The following is a 16,539-nucleotide window of genomic DNA, read 5'->3' on the forward strand; positions in this document are numbered from 1 at the left end:
TATTGTAAGGTTAGAATATATTCCTTTTAGTACTTTATTCTAACCTTATATCAATAGTATCTAGGTCTATTTTTACTTTTGTACCTTTACTAACTTGAGATTCAATAGTAATAGAATGGGATAGTTTGGTAAGGATTCGTTTACAGAGATACAAACCAATACCTGTAGATTTTTTATCTATTCTTCCATTATAGCCTGTAAAACCTTTTTCAAAAACTCGAGGTAAATCTTCGGGAGCAATTCCTATACCTGTATCTTCAATAACTAATACTTTTTTATGATCCCTTTCCATATAGATGGATATCTCACCTTTATTTGTGTACTTTAATGAATTTGACAGTATCTGTTCAATAACAAATAAAAGCCATTTTTCATCTGTAAGTACTTCACAATTTGATTCTAAATATTCTAGCTTAATTTTTTTACGAATAAATACTTTTGCATACTTCCGGATAGCTTGTTTTATTATGTTATCAAGATTGTGATACTTTAATACTAGATCAGAGGATTCACTATCCAATCGAAGGTATTGGAGTACCATTTCTACATATTCCTCAATTTTAAATAACTCCAATGAAAGTTCATCACTATCAATATTTTCCCCTGATTGGAGTAGTAAGTCCATGGCAGCAATAGGTGTTTTAATTTGGTGGGCCCATAAAGTAAAGTAATCTATTAAATCACTCTTATCTTTATCAAATTTAGAGGTCATATTTAATTTATCTTGATAAAAATTTTCAATAACATTTTGATATTCTTGTTCTAATAAATGATTTGTACTTGGTAGATTATCTAGGTTAAAGTTCATATTGTTTTTAACAGCTCGAAGACTCTTAATTTTATAATAATAATGCAAATACTCTATGATGTTAACAATAATAATTATTATTCCACAAAGAATTGCTCCATATAATACAGGTTCAATTGGGAGGTTATATAAAAAAAACACAAAAACAAAAATCAATATGCAAATAAAAAATAAGATGATTTTTTTTAGGTTGCTTTTAAAAAAAGATTTAAATATTTCAAATGATTGAGTTCTTTTCATGTTACTTCACCATATATCCAATACCTTTTTTTGTCACAATAAAGTCCTCTAAACCTATAGATGTTAATTTCTTACGGAGTCTTGTAATATTAACATATAGGGTATTTTCATCAACATAACTATCTGTTTCCCACAAACGGGTCATAATTGAATCCTTACTAACTATCTTACCGTTATTCTCCATTAGTATTTGCAGTATCTTATATTCATTTTTAGTAAGATCTAATTTTTTACTATTGTAGGTTATTGAAGCTTCACTAGTATTTAAAATTGCACCTCTATGTTCTAATAGATTTGTTTGGCCTACAAAATCATATGTACGGCGAAGTATAGCTTGAACCTTTGCTGTTAAAACATTTAAATCAAAGGGTTTTGCAATAAAGTCGTCTCCTCCCATATTTACAGCCATAACAATATTCATATTGTCAGATGCGGATGAGATAAAGATAATAGGGACTTTAGATACTTTTCGAATTTCATTGCACCAGTGGAACCCGTTATAAAAGGGCAAAGATATATCTAGTAATACAAGTTGTGGGTCATAGGATACAAATTTGGTCATTACTTGTTGAAAATCATCTACATATTCAGCTTCATATCCCCAAGTTTTAATATGGTTCCTTATAGATTTTGCGATTGTCTTATCATCTTCTATAATTAAAATTTTGTACATAAAAATTCTCCTTTGAGTTGATTTATATATTTAATTTTAACACAAATTAGGTATCTATTTTACTTTAGTAATGTAGTTTTAAACTTGCTAAGAAAATTATAATAAAACTATTGACAAAAAATTCTGTTAAATATAAACTGATATAATGTTTATATTTATGGAGGGGTTATATATAATGTTAGATACAAATACTTTTAGGGATATTGAAAGTTTTATTGAACATTTAAAGAAAAATGATGAAGTTATAGGAATTGTTGAATACGGTGGAAGAACTTATAAGGATATGAAGCAGGGTGGAGACTATGATTTAACCGTTATATTTGATAAAACCATATCAGAGAATATAAATGGATTACACTTTCATCTTGCTGGGATACCTATTGACTGTATGCTCTTATCTATTGATGAACTTTTCAAAGATAGTCCATCAAATGAGTTTATGCTAGCTCATTTAAATTCTAAAATACTTTATGATAGGGATAATAGAGTTAAAGCAGCTTTAGATCATATAGAGGCTAAATGGAAGGTTCCTAAGGATTTATCAAACTTTGAAATAAGTATGTATAGATTTACTTTTCAGCATGTTATAGATAAATTAAAGCACCGTTTACATGATAATGAGTTGTATTCAAGATACTTTATATATTCATCCTTTGATTGGTTTTTAGAATGCTATGCTAGAATCAAGAATTTAGAGGTAGGTAAACCAAAGACTCAACTAAATTACATAAAAAATAATGATTCAGTGTTATATGAGTATATTAGAAAAATGTATGAAACTAATAATCTAGATGTACAATTTGAAATGCTAAAAGAATGTGCTACTCATATGACATCAATTATTGGGGGGCTATGGAGAGAGGATGAAGTTATATTTCATCTTGCTCCCGAAGGTAAGTTACATGAGGATGAACAGAGAGATATACTTGAGAAATTATTTATATAAAATACTTTGTATATAGATTAAAAGAATATTTTATCTAAAGTCACTATATTTTAATAGACCGAATAATATAAATCGAATAGTTTATATTTAGGAGGTATATTATGAGGTTTTATTATGGTGAGAAGAATCTATATAGAGTATTAGATGAAATGGAATTTTGGAAAAGACAAGAAGCTGAACATACGGTAGTTATTCGAGAAATCATACCTAATCTAGAAGATAGGTTTGTAAAAGAACTGGAAAGTTATCAAAAAAGTTTCAATGAAACTGAAGGGATGGCAGTAAGATATATTGAAACATTAATTAGATCTAAAGGTGGAGTAGATCCTATATTTACTCAACAAATAATGGAATTTATCTGTTATGCAATCGAGCAAAGTCAACAATTTATTATGTTACTAGAACAAATTTTAGCTGAAAGTAAAGGGGCAATTAATAATCCTGTAGCAGAAACTGTAATAAATCATATTCGAAGAGAAAGTGAGTATTTTATAGGAATAGCACAGACCATTCTATATCAAAGGTAAGTTTCTTTAAATGGTTGAGTATAATAAGTCCGTATCCTTGGGTACGGATTTATTTTTATATGTTTGAATTCCTAAGTATTTAATAGGGCCTTTAAAAAAACATTATCTACTGAATATAATTCTCTTAGAGCTTTATTATATCCATATAGGGTATGATTACAATATATAGTATATTTATTGACAGATTTCTCTAATTAAAATAGTATTATATTATTGTGAGTAAATAATATAAGGGGGAGTTTAAATGTTGAAAAAAATGGAAACAGCATTATTAGTTGTTGATATGCAATATGGTGGTGGGGCACCAGACGGGTCTTTAGTACAAATGTTGGATGTTGATGTAACAAAGCAAGAAGATATAGTAACTCCTATGGTTAAATTAAAAGACTATTTTAATGAGAATGATATGCTAGTTGTCAATATCAAAACTGAGTATGATAAAGACTTTAATGACTGGAAAATGTTAGATGAAAGATTTGAAGTGAAAAAGTACAATCACTTTGTGAAAGGATCTAAAGATGCTGCAATTATACCACCTTTAGCACCTAGGGAAGATGAAGAATTGATAGTAAAGAACAGATGGAATGCATTTTTTAATACAAAGTTAGATGAATTATTAAAGGATCATAACATAAGTAATCTAATAATTGTGGGAGCTGCTACAGATGTTTGTGTATTAGAAACTTGTAGTTATGCATTTTCATTAAATTATAATTGTATTGTACCAATTGAAACAACAGCTTCATTTAGTCCTGAAAGAAAGAAGATGGGTTTAGAGATGCTTAGATTTGGAAGAAGCAAGGTAGTTAATGTTGAAGAAGTATATAATATGTTTCAGTAGTAAATAAATTCATGTTATAAGTAAATAGCCACGTATCTATAGATATGTGGCTATTTACTTATAATGACTTGAACTTTTATTTAAAGTTATTAATATTTATTTAGGAGGTTTCAAACATTGAAAAAAGTTGTAGTTTTACTTTTTATTATGATTATTTCCCTTGCACTTATTGGTTGCAGTAAGCCTGCTCCTGAAAAGCCCATTGTTGAAGGGGTAGAAGAAGGAAAGATATATGGAGAGCCAATAGAGATTTCATTAAAGCAAAGAGAAGAAGACGTTCAATATAGATCAACTATAGATGGAGAAGAGTATGAACTTGGGAGTCCTTATGAAAAGGAAGGTGAACATACTTTAGTAATAGAAGCTACAAGGGATGAGAAATCAACCGAATTAGAAATTTCATTTGAGATTGACACTATACCTCCAGAGACACCATCAGTGGCAGGAATAGAAGAGAATAAAATCTATTTTAAAAGTGTTAAGATCAATGTTGAAAAAGTAGAGGGTGTAAGCTACAAAACTACGATCGATGATAATGAATACGAATTAGGTTCTACTTTTGAAGAAGAGGGTGAACATGTTTTTAGGATAGTTGCTGTAAAGGAAAGAAATAATTTGAGTGTAGAGAAGGAAATTCCCTTTACTATTGATAATACTACTTATACTCAGAAAGAAGTAAATTACTTCACTGAGATTGCCCTTGGAGCCGAATATGGAGGCTCCCCCTATGTGAAAAAGTGGGTATCAGATGTAAGGATAAAAGTTGGTGGTAATCCAACTGAAAATGATTTGAAAAAACTTAGAGGAGTTGTAGGTGAACTGAATGATATCATTCAAACAATAGAGCTTAGTATTGTAGAAGATAATGAAAATATTAATATGTACTTCGTGCCCCAAGGGGATTTTCGAGAGTATATTCCAGGGGCTGTAAAAGGCAATGTGGGCTATTTTACATATTATACAAAAGGGAAATTTGAAATAGATAGGGCTACTATTCTAATAGGTACCTTTGGAACAAACCAAAGGGACAGAAGTCATCTTATTATAGAAGAGGTAACCCAAGCACTAGGTATGGGAAAAGACTCACCAAAATATAAAGATAGTATCTTTCATGAGTATGAAGGTGAATCTTTAAATCAAGAATATTCTAAGTTAGATAAAAAAGTAATAGAGATACTTTATAGAGAAGATATAAGTCTAGGAATGGATAAGAATAAAGTGTTGGAAAGACTTAGTGAACGAATTGTTAGTGAATAAAATAAAAGGATATTAAAGGCATATGCCTCTAATATCCTTTCTCTATGTTTACCTTATTTATCAGACCTTCATTATTAATATATCTTTTCATATTTTTATATATGGTATTGTATCTTCTTTCATTCCTCATCTCGGACATCCATGAGCTATGAGAAGTGATTATTACATTATCTAAGTCCCATAGTTCACTATTTTTAGGTAATGGTTCTTCTTCAAAAACATCTAATGCAGCTTTTTTGATTTGACCAGATTTTAGGGCTTTTATCATATCCTTTTCATTAATTATACTACCTCTTGCTATATTTACTAAATAAACTCCATCCTTCATTTTATTAAAGGCTTCTTCGTCTATCATATGATGGGTATCTTTGGTATAAGGGACTGAGATAATAACTACATCTGATTTTTTATATAGTGTTTCTATTTCTTCATTTGCATAGCATTTATCAAAGTACTCTACATCCCTACCTTTAGTATTGAGGCCTAGTACTTCTACACCAAATCCCTGTAGTCTTTTAGCTGCTTCTTGGGCGATGGTACCTGTACCTACAAACCCTACTGTCTTATTATATAATTCTAATATAGAGGTATCGATCTTCCACTTTTTATTTTTTTGATTTTCATATAATTCCTTACTATTTTTAAGCATCTCAAGAATCTTTAGTACAATCCATTCTCCCATAGGGATACTATAACCACCTCTATTATTAGTAAGTATAATATTCTTTTCTTTTATTGTTTCTTTAGGTACTTGATCTATTCCTATGCTAGATACTTGTATCCATTTTAAATTGTCTAATTTATTTATTTCTAAAGTTTCAAATGGATTATAGCATACTAATACATCAATATCCTTTATATCTTTGGTAACTTCAATTCCTTTTTCCTTTTTTACTATAATATCATATCCTAATTTTTCTATTCTTTTCATTTCCTCTTGTCCGTAATCATATGTAAAAAGTGCCTTCAAAAACACCACCTCCTATAATTATTATACCATTTGAATAGATAAATTAACTTTAATATTGATTTATTTATCATCTATATGCCAAAATACTACAAAACAAGCTAAAAGAATATAAAATAAGTCAGATTTCATTGAAGGGATATATATTATAATTAGAGAATAAGAAAACTAGCAACAAAAATAGGAGGGAAAAAATAGTGAATATAAAATTTAATAATCAAAAAAATACTTTATTTGTTGATTTGAATGGTGAACTAGATCATCATAATGCCCAAAAAATAAGAGAAAAGATTGATTCCCATATTAATGAGAATGGATATAAGAATATATCTCTTAACCTCCAAGGATTGAATTTCATGGACAGTTCAGGAATTGGTCTAATAATGGGGAGATATAAGCTAGTAAATGAATTAGGGGGAACTGTTTTTCTCACTAATGTAAATCCTAGAGTAGCAAAAATTCTGGATATGTCGGGAATACATAAGTTAGTTGATGTTTATGATTCTGAAGAAGAAGTCCTACAACATTTATAAAGGGGAGTTAAAAAAATGAAGGATAACACGATGAAATTAGAAATACCTAGTAAATCTCAAAATGAGGCATTTGCAAGAGTTGTTGTTGCTTCTTTTGCATCTCAGCTAGATCCAACAATAGAAGAGCTAGCAGATATTAAAACTGCTGTTTCGGAAGCCGTTACAAATGCAATAATTCATGGTTATGAAAATAGAATTGAAAAGATCATCATTGAATGCAATATTATAGGAAACAGGTTGGAAATAATAATAGAAGACTTTGGTACTGGTATATCAAATATCGAAGAAGCAATGGAACCTTTCTATACATCTAGACCAGAATTAGAAAGATCAGGAATGGGATTTACTGTGATGGAAACTTTTATGGATAACCTTGAGATTTTTTCTGAAGAGAATAAAGGAACTAGGATAAAAATGGTAAAAGAATTCAATAAAATATCTTTCGAGGAGTAGAGATTTATGGAATCTTCTAATGCTCAAAACAAAAGTCATGACTTATTAAGTCATGAAAAAACAATCGAACTAATTTTGAAAGCTCAAGGTGGAGACGGAAATGCTCAAGATATTTTAGTGAATCATAATCTAGGGCTTATTCGAAGTGTAATAAAAAAGTTCTCTAACAGAGGATATGAGTCTGAGGATATATTTCAATTAGGCTCAATTGGACTCATAAAAGCAATTCAAAAATTTGATACTAGCTATAATGTGAAATTTTCTACTTATGCTGTTCCTATGATAATAGGAGAGATAAGGAGATTTTTAAGAGATGATGGTATTATAAAGGTAAGTAGATCATTGAAACAAACTGCCAATAAGGTTAAACAGAGTAAAGAAAGACTTTCTAAGCAATATGGACGAGAACCTACCATCCAAGAGATATCTGATGAGATAAAGGTGGATAAAGAAGAGATCGTCATGGCATTAGAGTCAAACTACTCTCCAGAGTATTTATATGATGTTATTCATCAAAATGATGGATCACCTATACATTTGATAGATAAACTTGAAGATGAGGCTCCAGGTGATTTTGAAATAGTTGATAAGATTACCTTAAAAGAATCAATAAGAAAATTAGAGCCTAGAGAAAGGCAGATAATTATATTAAGATATTTTAAAGATCAAACTCAAACTGAAATAGCTAAAAAAATGGGTATTTCTCAAGTTCAGGTCTCACGAATAGAAAAAAGAATATTAAATGATTTAAAGGATGATTTAATGAAGGCATAGTTTATGTCTTCATTTTTTTGCATTAAAAACACCAAATTGCAAATAATAATTAAAACTGGAGATGTGATATATGAAAAATTTTTATAGAAATGTTTTAATTATAATATTATTTTTATTATTATTTAGTTTTTTATATTTTCTATATGAAAATAACAATTCTTATAATGAAAAGCCTAGTGGTTCAACTCTGGTTATGGTTAATTAAGGGGTGGTTTATTATTAATAATAAAGAATTGTTTTTACAAATTGAACCTAAAGTAACAATGAAACCAAATTCAAAGATAAAATTAAAGGATGTAGCATCAGCATTTTCTGAAGATAAAGGATTTCAAATAAGAATAGAAGATTTGCATGTGGGAGAAGTGGGGAACTATGACAAAAATCAGGTTATCTCCTTAATCTCTTTAATCAAAAAAATTAAAGAGATTGATAGGGATGTAAATATAACAGTTTTTGGATCCCCTGAAATATTGATTAATATAACAAATGATAAAAAAGAAATAAGTATCTTGAAATTTTTAAAAATAGGAGTTATTTCATTGTTATTATTTTTTGGTGCTGCAATAGCAATAATCAATTTTCATGATGATGTAAATATGGAGGATAGTTTAGAAGATATTAATTATATAGTTACTGGGGAGAGGGAAATAAGTCCTCTTTATCTAAAAGTACCATATTCATTGGGATTAGGAGTGGGAATGGTAACTTTTTTTAATAGATTATTAAGAAAGAAAAATAAAAATGAGCCCAGTCCATTAGAACTTGAGATGCATTCCTATAAAAAAAATATTGATGATTATATTCTAGATATAACTAAACATAATAAAAAAGGAAACTAGGTGAAGCTATGTATAGATATATACTACTTATAATAATTGGAATTGCTGGAGGGATTACTGTTGGTACAGCCATAGCATCTTTTTTAACTTTATTAGATTTGGTACCAAGATTAGCCCAGGTAAGCGATTCTTCAAATCTAATAGTTTTTTATGAAAGGGTATTAGTATCTTCAGTAGTACTTATAACAGTAGTTGAATTTTTTTATATTTCAATATTTAGCTCTAAGCTATTACTTATACCTATTGGAGTACTTTTAGGGGCATTTATTGGACTTTTAGCTGCAGCTTTAGCTGAAGTATTAAATGTTATACCTGTATTGGAGAAGAGATTTAAACTAGGGGATCTTGTACATATACCTGTTTTAGCTATTTCTCTAGGAAAGGTTATTGGATCTTTGTTAGATTGGTTAATCTTAGATAAATTATAATGATTTGATGAAAGGATGACAGTTATGAAAAATATAAACAATAAAGAATATAGTAAATACGTTGATAAGAAAGTACCTAAGCCAGACTATTTGAAGAATTCGATAAAGGCATTTTTTGTAGGAGGATTGATATGCATTTTAGGGCAATGGCTTACAAATTATTTTACTTCTAAAGGGTTAAGTAAAGGAGATGTAGCTACAGCAACCCCGATTATTCTTGTGTTTTTAGGAGCCTTTTTTACTGGATTAGGATTATATGATAAACTTGGTAAATTTGCTGGGGCTGGATCTATTGTTCCTATCACAGGATTTGCTAATTCTATAGTGTCTCCAGCAATGGAATATAAAAGGGAAGGTTATGTATTTGGAGTAGCTGCTAGAATGTTTAATATAGCTGGACCTGTACTAGTATATGGATATGGTTCTTCGGTAATATATGCACTGATATATTATTTAGTAACTAAGTAGGAGGAATATAAGATGGCTATTAAAAAAATGGGAGCTCAAACGGTGAAGTTATTGAATCCACCTTCTATAGTATCCACTGGAACAATAGTAGGACCAAAAGAAGGAGAGGGACCTTTAAAGGAATATTTTGACGTAATAATTGAGGATGACCTATTTGGAGAAGATTCTTGGGAAAAGAGTGAATCCAAATTACAAAAAGAAGCTATTAAAAATGCTCTAGATAAAATAAGCTTTCCATTAAATAAAATTGATTATATTTTTGGAGGAGATCTTTTAAATCAAATCATAGCTTCAGGATTTTCAGCTAGGGATTTACAAATTCCTTTCTTTGGACTATATGGAGCATGTTCTACAATGTCAGAATCATTAAGCTTAGGAGCAATGATTGTAGATGGTGGATATGCAGATAAAGTAATCTGTGTAACATCAAGTCACTTTAGTACGGCAGAAAGACAATTTAGATTCCCTTTAGAATTAGGGAATCAAAGACCTCTTACAGCTCAATGGACTGTTACAGGATCTGGAGCATCAATTGTTTCCTCTGAAGGTAATGGTCCCTATATCACCCATATAACTACCGGGAAAATTATAGATCCTGGAATTAAAGATGCTAATAATATGGGAGCAGCTATGGCCCCAGCGGCTGCAGATACAATAATAAGTCATTTTAAAGACACAGGATTCACTTTAGATGATTATGATTATATAGTCACAGGAGATTTAGCAACTATAGGTAAAGAAATATTGCTTGATTTAGCTAAAGAAGAAGGGTTAGACTTAACTGAAAAGCATAGAGACTGTGGGTTAGAGATATTTAACAATGAAAAACAAGATACCCATGCAGGAGGAAGTGGATGTGGATGCTCCGCCTCTGTATTTAATGGATACTTCTATAATTTATTAGAGAATGGAAAAATAAATAGAATCCTATTAGTTTCTACTGGAGCCCTACATTCTCCAACTAGTGCTCAACAGGGAGAGTCAATTCCAGGTATAGCTCATGCAGTAAGTGTTTGTACTAGTTTAGGGAAGGAGGGTTAAAATGGATTATATTAAAGCTTTTATAGTAGGTGGACTGATATGTGTTATTGGCCAACTTCTTATGGATGGTACTAAATTAACCCCTGCCCATGTACTGGTTAGCTTTGTAACCTCTGGTGTTATTTTAACAGCTATTGGAATATATGAGCCTATAGTAAATTTTGGTGGAGCAGGAGCCACTGTACCTTTGCCTGGTTTTGGATATGCACTAGCAAAAGGGGCAGTGAAAGCAGTAAAAGAATCCGGGGTTATTGGTATTTTTACTGGTGGAGTAATAGCTACTGCAGGAGGAGTTGCAGCAGCAATTGTTTTTGGATATATTATGGCAGTAATATTTGACCCTAAAACTAAAAGTTAAGGAATGATTATATGATAGAAAAAAGAAAAATTATAGTTGTAACCGATGGAGATAAGAAGGCAAGAAAAGCTATAGAGGTAGCAATAAATAATGTAGGTGGAAGATGTATATCAAAGTCCTGGGGGAATCCCACTGAATTAACGGGAAAGGATATAGTTAATTTAGTAGTTACTGCAAAGTATGACCCTGTAGTTGTTATGGTTGATGATAAAGGGGATCCAGGATATGGAGTAGGGGAACATGCTTTTAGTGATATAGTAACAGACGATAGAGTAGAAGTAGTAGGAGTGGTGGCTGTAGCATCTAATACTGAAGGTGTGGCTGGAGTAAAGGTAGATTTTTCTATAGATTGTAGAGGAAATATAGTAGATAGTGGAGTAGATAAAAATGGTGAGCCAACCGGGGTAGATAGAGTATATGGAGATACTGTAGATATATTAGAGGACTATAATTTTCCTCTTATTGTAGGTATTGGTGATATTGGTAAGATGAATGGACAAGATGATTGCAAGATAGGAGCCCCTGTTATAACAAAGGCTTTCACGGAAATACTTAAGAGGAAGAAAAGCAAATGAAATTATTTGATAAATATGAAGATAATATCAATTATTTATCTAAAAAAATCGGTGTAGAGTCTAGTTTTGATACTGTAAGAAGAGACATAGTTATTGGTGGTAAAAAGGCAGCAGTATTTTTTATAGATGGATTTGCTAAAGATGACATTATGTTATATCTATTAGCTATATTGCAGAATACAAAGCATGAGGAGATAGTACCTAATACATTAGAAAAGTTAATCACTAAAAAAATACCTTATATTGAATGTAGTGAATCTGATAGCTATGATGAAATAGAATATATGATTTTATCTGGAGCATCAGTATTGGTTATAGATGGAATTAACAAAGCTATCATTTTAGATACAAGGACCTATCCTGCAAGAGGTCCACAGGAACCGGATTTAGAGAAGGTCACAAGAGGATCTAGGGATGGATTTGTAGAGACAGTAATTTTTAATACCGCTCTTATAAGAAGAAGAGTTAGAGATCCTAATCTAAGATTTCATATTACTAATGTAGGAAGACGATCTAAAACAGATGTAGTCATAGGCTATATTGAAGATATAACAAATGAAGACTTAGTAAAGGACATAAAAGAAAAATTAGAACAAATAGATATTGATTCATTAGTAATGGCAGAAAAAAGTTTAGAAGAATATATTCTAGGTAAGACCTGGAATCCATTTCCTCAAGCTAGATTTACTGAAAGGCCTGATGTAACAGCTGCTCATTTATTGGAAGGTCATATTGTTATAATAGTAGATACTACTCCCAGTGTTATGATATTGCCTGTTACTATGTTTCATTTTACACAACATGCAGAAGACTATTATCAAAACCCAACAATAGGAACATATATGAGATGGGTCAGATTCTTAGCTATTTTCTTTTCATTAGTTGCCAGTCCTTTATGGCTTGTTTTAGCAAATAATCCTGAGTTGTTACCTGAAGCTTTGAGTTTTATTGGGCCAAAGGAAATAGGGGAGATACCATTACTTTTACAATTCTTAGTACTAGAGATAGGATTAGATATGCTTAGGATTGCTTCAATACATACACCTAATGCATTGACAACTTCTCTAGGTATTATAGGAGCATTACTACTCAGTGATTTTGCAGTTAAGGTAGGATGGATAATTCCTGAGACTGTATTATATACAGCCATATCTGGTATAGGAATGTTTGCTACTCCTAGTGTAGAGTTTTCTTTAGCAATGAGACTCTTTAGATTGGTTATGCTAGTTGCTGGAGGACTGTTTGGACCCTATGGTCTATTGGTAGGGTTTATTCTGTTTATAATAGTGTTATTTAATACTAAGTCCTTTGGTGGTATAAACTACATGTGGCCATTGGTACCATTTAATAGGAGAGCTTTATCAACCATCGTAACTAGAAAACCAATTCCTGAAGTGAAAAGAAGACCAGAGATATTAAGGCCTATTGATAAAACATCAAAAAAATAAAGGAAGGCATTTGCCTTCCTTTAAATATGTTATTCTTCTTATTCTGGTTTTTCAGGGGGTGGATCCTCTTCTTTAGGCTCATATACAACCTTGTCTACTGGATTTTTAATTACTTTTTCACCTAGCTTTTTTCTGCTTGTTTCCTTACCATCAGTATAGGTTACTTCATAAGTTACTTCTTTAATACCAGGTTCACCATTTCTAGCTTCGTCGGGATTACTTGTTTTGATTGTGTTAAATGCAATTTCTTCTTCTTTTTTCTCAGTCTTTTTCGTTATCTCTGGATCATCTTCTTCAGGTGGTGGTTCTGGTTTATCCTTACCATCCTCATCTTCATCTTCTTCATCGTCACCTAATAAATCATCTAAATAATCTTTCAATGTTTTCTCGTTATGCTCATCACATACTTCATTGATCACTTGATATTGATAATCCCTAGGTTTGATTCCCTTATTCTTTGCTGGATCATAGGGGATAGGCCTTTGTATAAATACTCCTGATTTTACTAAATCCTCAGGACAATATTCTGTAGCTATCTTTCCAGTTGATGTATCAACTTTTGCTTCAACGTGTACGTCACATCTTTCTCTAGGCTGAGTTCCACTTACAAATAGTTCTGTACGGACTCTACTACCTCTAGGATCTTTATAGCATAATTCTGTAGGTAATTTTCCTGAATCTATACATACATCTCTACGTACAAGACCATCTGGTACATCAAATCTAGCATTATCAAGGCCATCATGAACTTGATTCATGATATATCCCCATAAATGAGAAGCGATGGCACTACTCTCAGTCATTCTAATAGCAGGACTATCATTACCAATCCATACAGCAGCAGTATAATATGGTGAGTATCCTACAAACCACGTATCTGCTTTATCGGATGTTGTACCGGTTTTACCAGCTACAGAAATACCAGGTATTCTAGCTCTAGTACCAGTACCACCAGGTTTAACAACAGATTCTAAAACATTTGTCATCATATATGCTACCTGAGGATTTACTACTGTATTTTGTTTAGGCTTATTATCTATTATTACTTCACCTTTATTATTTTCTATCTTTGTATAGACTATTGGCTCAGTGTATATTCCTTTATTTGCTAGGGCACCGTAAGCAGCTGTCATTCTTAAGGGGCTGACACCCTTTGTCATACCACCTAATGCCAAAGCACCAAGACTATCCTCATCAAAATTTCCACCTTTAGCTTCCTCAGCCATTATGAAAGTATCATCAGATGGATTTTCTGTATTAATGATACCAAAACGTGCTAGATAATCCATTGAAGTATTAGTACCTACTTTTTCTAAGAATTTAACTGCTGAAACGTTATAGGACTTTCTTACAGCTTCTCTTAAAGGTGTAAGCCCATAGTAAGCATTGGAATTATAGTTTTTAGGCCATAGTCTACCCTTATCATAATGGGGCACATCATCAATTACTGATGCTGCAGTGAATCCATTATCTAGAGCCGGAGTATATACCCCTAAAGGCTTCATAGCAGAACCGGGTTGTCTAGCACCATTAGTTGCTCTATTAAATATTCTTTGACCTTCATCATCTCTACCACCAACAATAGCTTTAACTTGGCCTGTATGCTGATCCATTATAGTTATTGCTGATTGAGGTTGTATTACTCCTTTTTCATCTGCATAAAATCTTTCTGATGTAATCAATAATGTATTATCTTCAGTTACAGTATAAAAGTTTTTATTTTCATTTAAATAACTTGAACTTATAGTAAAGCTTTTATCCTCTTTGTTAACAGTCCAACTTTCTTTAGGTATATCTAAAGACCAAGTAGGATGGGTATATAATACTCCATCTTTCATAGTATAATAATCAGTTATATTTAAGTTTGCATAATATATTCTAGAGGACTTTATTGTTAAGTTTCCACTTTCATCTAAAGTATAAGAATCCTTTGGAATTATAAGATTACCTTCTTCATTTAGAAGACTTTCTTTCTTATAATATAGTATTTTTCCTTCACTATCTACAATATTTCCATTAGAAAATGGTATGTTTATTAACTTATTATATCCACCCTTACTCATTGTCTGTGAAAAGGACTCATATATACCTTCAATCTTCTTTTGCATATCAATATCTATAGTAGTATATATTTTAAGTCCATGGGTGTACAATGCATTTTCTGCTTCTTCTTCTGAATAGCCTGCTTTGTTGATAAGATCTTCTTTAACTTTATCTTTTACATAGTCATTGAAGTAAGAAGTACTTATATTGTCATTTTTCATTTGTCCTGGATTTATAAGGGAAACTACATCTTCATTTATAGCTTCATTATATTCACTTTCTGAAATCATACCTTGTTCCTTCATTTTAGATAATATAGTTTGTTGTCTAGAGACTATATCATCATTAAATACTGCCACATATGTTTTACCTAGGACTTCAACAGTACCTACAATATGAGGATTATCTTCTTCTACAGTTTCTGGATCTAATCTACTATATAGTTGATTTCTTGTAGGATTTTTTGTGATACCAGCAAGCAATGCAGCTTCTGCTATGGTTAAGTCCTTGGCATCTTTACTAAAGTAAGTTTTAGAAGCTGCTTGCACACCATAGGATCCTTGTCCTAGGTAGATTGTATTTAGATATGCTTCTAAAATATCATCTTTAGATATTTCTTTTTCCATTTTCACTGCTAAATACATTTCACTTATCTTTCGTGTAAAGGCTTTTTCCTTGGTAAGGTAGAGGTTTCTTACTAACTGCTGAGTTATTGTACTAGCTCCTTCATCTAAGGATCTAGTTTTTATATCCACAACAATTGCTCTTGCAATACCTCTTAAATCAATACCAAAGTGATCTCTAAACCTTTCATCCTCAACAGCTATAAAAGCATCTTCTATATAAGGAGACATTTGATCAAGGCTTACAATTGTTCTCTTTTCTTCTGTAAGTACTTCTTCAATTAGAGTACCATTTGCATCATAAATCTTTGAATTTTCATTTAAAGTATTGATATCATAGGATGGGTTGATTTCTGGGGTATCCTTCACTACTCCATATACTAATCCACCTACTGTACCTGCACCAATAAATGCACCTAATAGAAGCACAATTAAAATTACTTTTAAAACAGTAAATACCTTCTTTTTACTGTTTTTATTCTTCTTTTTAGGCTTGGTTCTTTTATTTTTCTTTTCATTTTCATTCGACATTTTGTAGACCTCCTTTATATTCATGAAGGTAATGATAAATAATTTCAAGATAATTATACCATAGAAAATAATATGTTGTTAAATTAATTACCTAAGTATCACCTTATTAATGATATCCATTAAAATATATTATATAACAAATTTAATAATAGGTAAATTAAGATTT

General features: G+C 31.0%; 18 protein-coding genes. 14 read left to right on the forward strand and 4 right to left on the reverse strand.

Annotated elements, in window-relative coordinates:
* Positions 1-34: 34 nt before the first annotated feature.
* Together GOQ27_RS14155 and GOQ27_RS14160 are read right to left on the reverse strand one after the other, a co-directional pair.
* A complete protein-coding gene (locus GOQ27_RS14155) occupies positions 35-808 on the reverse strand; it encodes an ATP-binding protein (protein WP_350445924.1) in 774 nt (257 codons plus the stop codon).
* Positions 809-1,049: 241 nt separating this feature from the next.
* The gene (locus GOQ27_RS14160) at positions 1,050-1,721 is read right to left on the reverse strand and encodes a response regulator transcription factor (protein WP_203367534.1); all 672 of its coding nucleotides are present in this window, start codon (positions 1,719-1,721) and stop codon (positions 1,050-1,052) included.
* Positions 1,722-1,896: 175 nt separating this feature from the next.
* Here GOQ27_RS14160 and GOQ27_RS14165 point away from each other — a divergent pair, with 175 nt between their 5' ends.
* The 4 genes from GOQ27_RS14165 (at position 1,897) to GOQ27_RS14180 (ending at position 5,292) form a co-directional block, all read left to right on the forward strand.
* Positions 1,897-2,667 carry a hypothetical protein gene (locus GOQ27_RS14165; RefSeq protein WP_203367535.1) on the forward strand — a complete coding sequence of 257 codons (771 nt, stop codon included), beginning with the start codon at positions 1,897-1,899 and terminating at the stop codon, positions 2,665-2,667.
* Between the two features lie 101 nt (positions 2,668-2,768).
* Complete coding sequence (locus tag GOQ27_RS14170; protein WP_203367536.1) at positions 2,769-3,194, forward strand: DUF2935 domain-containing protein; 426 nt, start codon at positions 2,769-2,771, stop codon at positions 3,192-3,194.
* A 244-nt stretch (positions 3,195-3,438) separates the two neighbouring features.
* Positions 3,439-4,035 (forward strand): cysteine hydrolase family protein, encoded by a 597-nt coding sequence (locus tag GOQ27_RS14175; RefSeq protein WP_203367537.1) that lies wholly within the window; start codon positions 3,439-3,441, stop codon positions 4,033-4,035.
* A 117-nt stretch (positions 4,036-4,152) separates the two neighbouring features.
* The gene (locus GOQ27_RS14180) at positions 4,153-5,292 is read left to right on the forward strand and encodes a DUF2927 domain-containing protein (protein ID WP_203367538.1); all 1,140 of its coding nucleotides are present in this window, start codon (positions 4,153-4,155) and stop codon (positions 5,290-5,292) included.
* A gap of 28 nt (positions 5,293-5,320) precedes the next feature.
* On the opposite strand, the gene GOQ27_RS14185 is transcribed toward GOQ27_RS14180, so the two are convergent.
* On the reverse strand, positions 5,321-6,262 hold the full coding sequence (locus GOQ27_RS14185) for a phosphoglycerate dehydrogenase (protein ID WP_286673038.1): 942 nt from the start codon (positions 6,260-6,262) through the stop codon (positions 5,321-5,323).
* A gap of 194 nt (positions 6,263-6,456) precedes the next feature.
* Between GOQ27_RS14185 and spoIIAA the strand changes: the two genes are divergently transcribed.
* The 10 genes from spoIIAA to GOQ27_RS14235 all read left to right on the forward strand — a co-directional run bounded on the left by spoIIAA (position 6,457) and on the right by GOQ27_RS14235 (position 13,176).
* On the forward strand, positions 6,457-6,792 hold the full coding sequence (gene spoIIAA / locus GOQ27_RS14190) for an anti-sigma F factor antagonist (protein WP_350445925.1): 336 nt from the start codon (positions 6,457-6,459) through the stop codon (positions 6,790-6,792).
* Positions 6,793-6,807: 15 nt separating this feature from the next.
* Entirely contained in the window at positions 6,808-7,245 is a 438-nt protein-coding gene (spoIIAB, locus tag GOQ27_RS14195) for an anti-sigma F factor (RefSeq protein WP_203367540.1), read from the forward strand.
* Between the two features lie 6 nt (positions 7,246-7,251).
* Complete coding sequence (gene sigF, locus GOQ27_RS14200) at positions 7,252-8,019, forward strand: RNA polymerase sporulation sigma factor SigF (protein WP_203367541.1); 768 nt, start codon at positions 7,252-7,254, stop codon at positions 8,017-8,019.
* Between the two features lie 164 nt (positions 8,020-8,183).
* A complete protein-coding gene (locus GOQ27_RS14205; protein WP_203367542.1) occupies positions 8,184-8,858 on the forward strand; it encodes a stage V sporulation protein AA in 675 nt (224 codons plus the stop codon).
* An 8-nt stretch (positions 8,859-8,866) separates the two neighbouring features.
* Positions 8,867-9,286: a stage V sporulation protein AB gene (locus tag GOQ27_RS14210; protein ID WP_203367543.1), complete on the forward strand. Its 420-nt coding sequence runs from the start codon at positions 8,867-8,869 to the stop codon at positions 9,284-9,286.
* A gap of 24 nt (positions 9,287-9,310) precedes the next feature.
* Positions 9,311-9,754, forward strand: coding sequence for a stage V sporulation protein AC (spoVAC, locus tag GOQ27_RS14215; RefSeq protein WP_203367544.1), 444 nt, complete (start codon positions 9,311-9,313; stop codon positions 9,752-9,754).
* 12 nt (positions 9,755-9,766) lie between these two features.
* The gene (gene spoVAD, locus GOQ27_RS14220; protein ID WP_203367545.1) at positions 9,767-10,795 is read left to right on the forward strand and encodes a stage V sporulation protein AD; all 1,029 of its coding nucleotides are present in this window, start codon (positions 9,767-9,769) and stop codon (positions 10,793-10,795) included.
* Between the two features lies 1 nt (position 10,796).
* On the forward strand, positions 10,797-11,153 hold the full coding sequence (spoVAE, locus tag GOQ27_RS14225) for a stage V sporulation protein AE (RefSeq protein WP_203367546.1): 357 nt from the start codon (positions 10,797-10,799) through the stop codon (positions 11,151-11,153).
* Positions 11,154-11,164: 11 nt separating this feature from the next.
* The gene (spoVAEA, locus tag GOQ27_RS14230) at positions 11,165-11,728 is read left to right on the forward strand and encodes a stage V sporulation protein SpoVABEA (RefSeq protein ID WP_203367547.1); all 564 of its coding nucleotides are present in this window, start codon (positions 11,165-11,167) and stop codon (positions 11,726-11,728) included.
* Complete coding sequence (locus tag GOQ27_RS14235) at positions 11,725-13,176, forward strand: spore germination protein (protein WP_203367548.1); 1,452 nt, start codon at positions 11,725-11,727, stop codon at positions 13,174-13,176. Before spoVAEA ends, GOQ27_RS14235 begins: the two co-directional genes overlap by 4 nt.
* 38 nt (positions 13,177-13,214) lie before the next feature.
* Here GOQ27_RS14235 and GOQ27_RS14240 read toward each other — a convergent pair whose 3' ends face one another.
* Positions 13,215-16,373, reverse strand: coding sequence for a PBP1A family penicillin-binding protein (locus GOQ27_RS14240; RefSeq protein WP_203367549.1), 3,159 nt, complete (start codon positions 16,371-16,373; stop codon positions 13,215-13,217).
* Positions 16,374-16,539: the final 166 nt, after the last annotated feature.

It is taken from the genome of Anaeromonas frigoriresistens, from assembly GCF_016820655.1.
In the GTDB taxonomy this organism is placed as follows: domain Bacteria; phylum Bacillota; class Clostridia; order Tissierellales; family SIT17; genus Anaeromonas; species Anaeromonas frigoriresistens.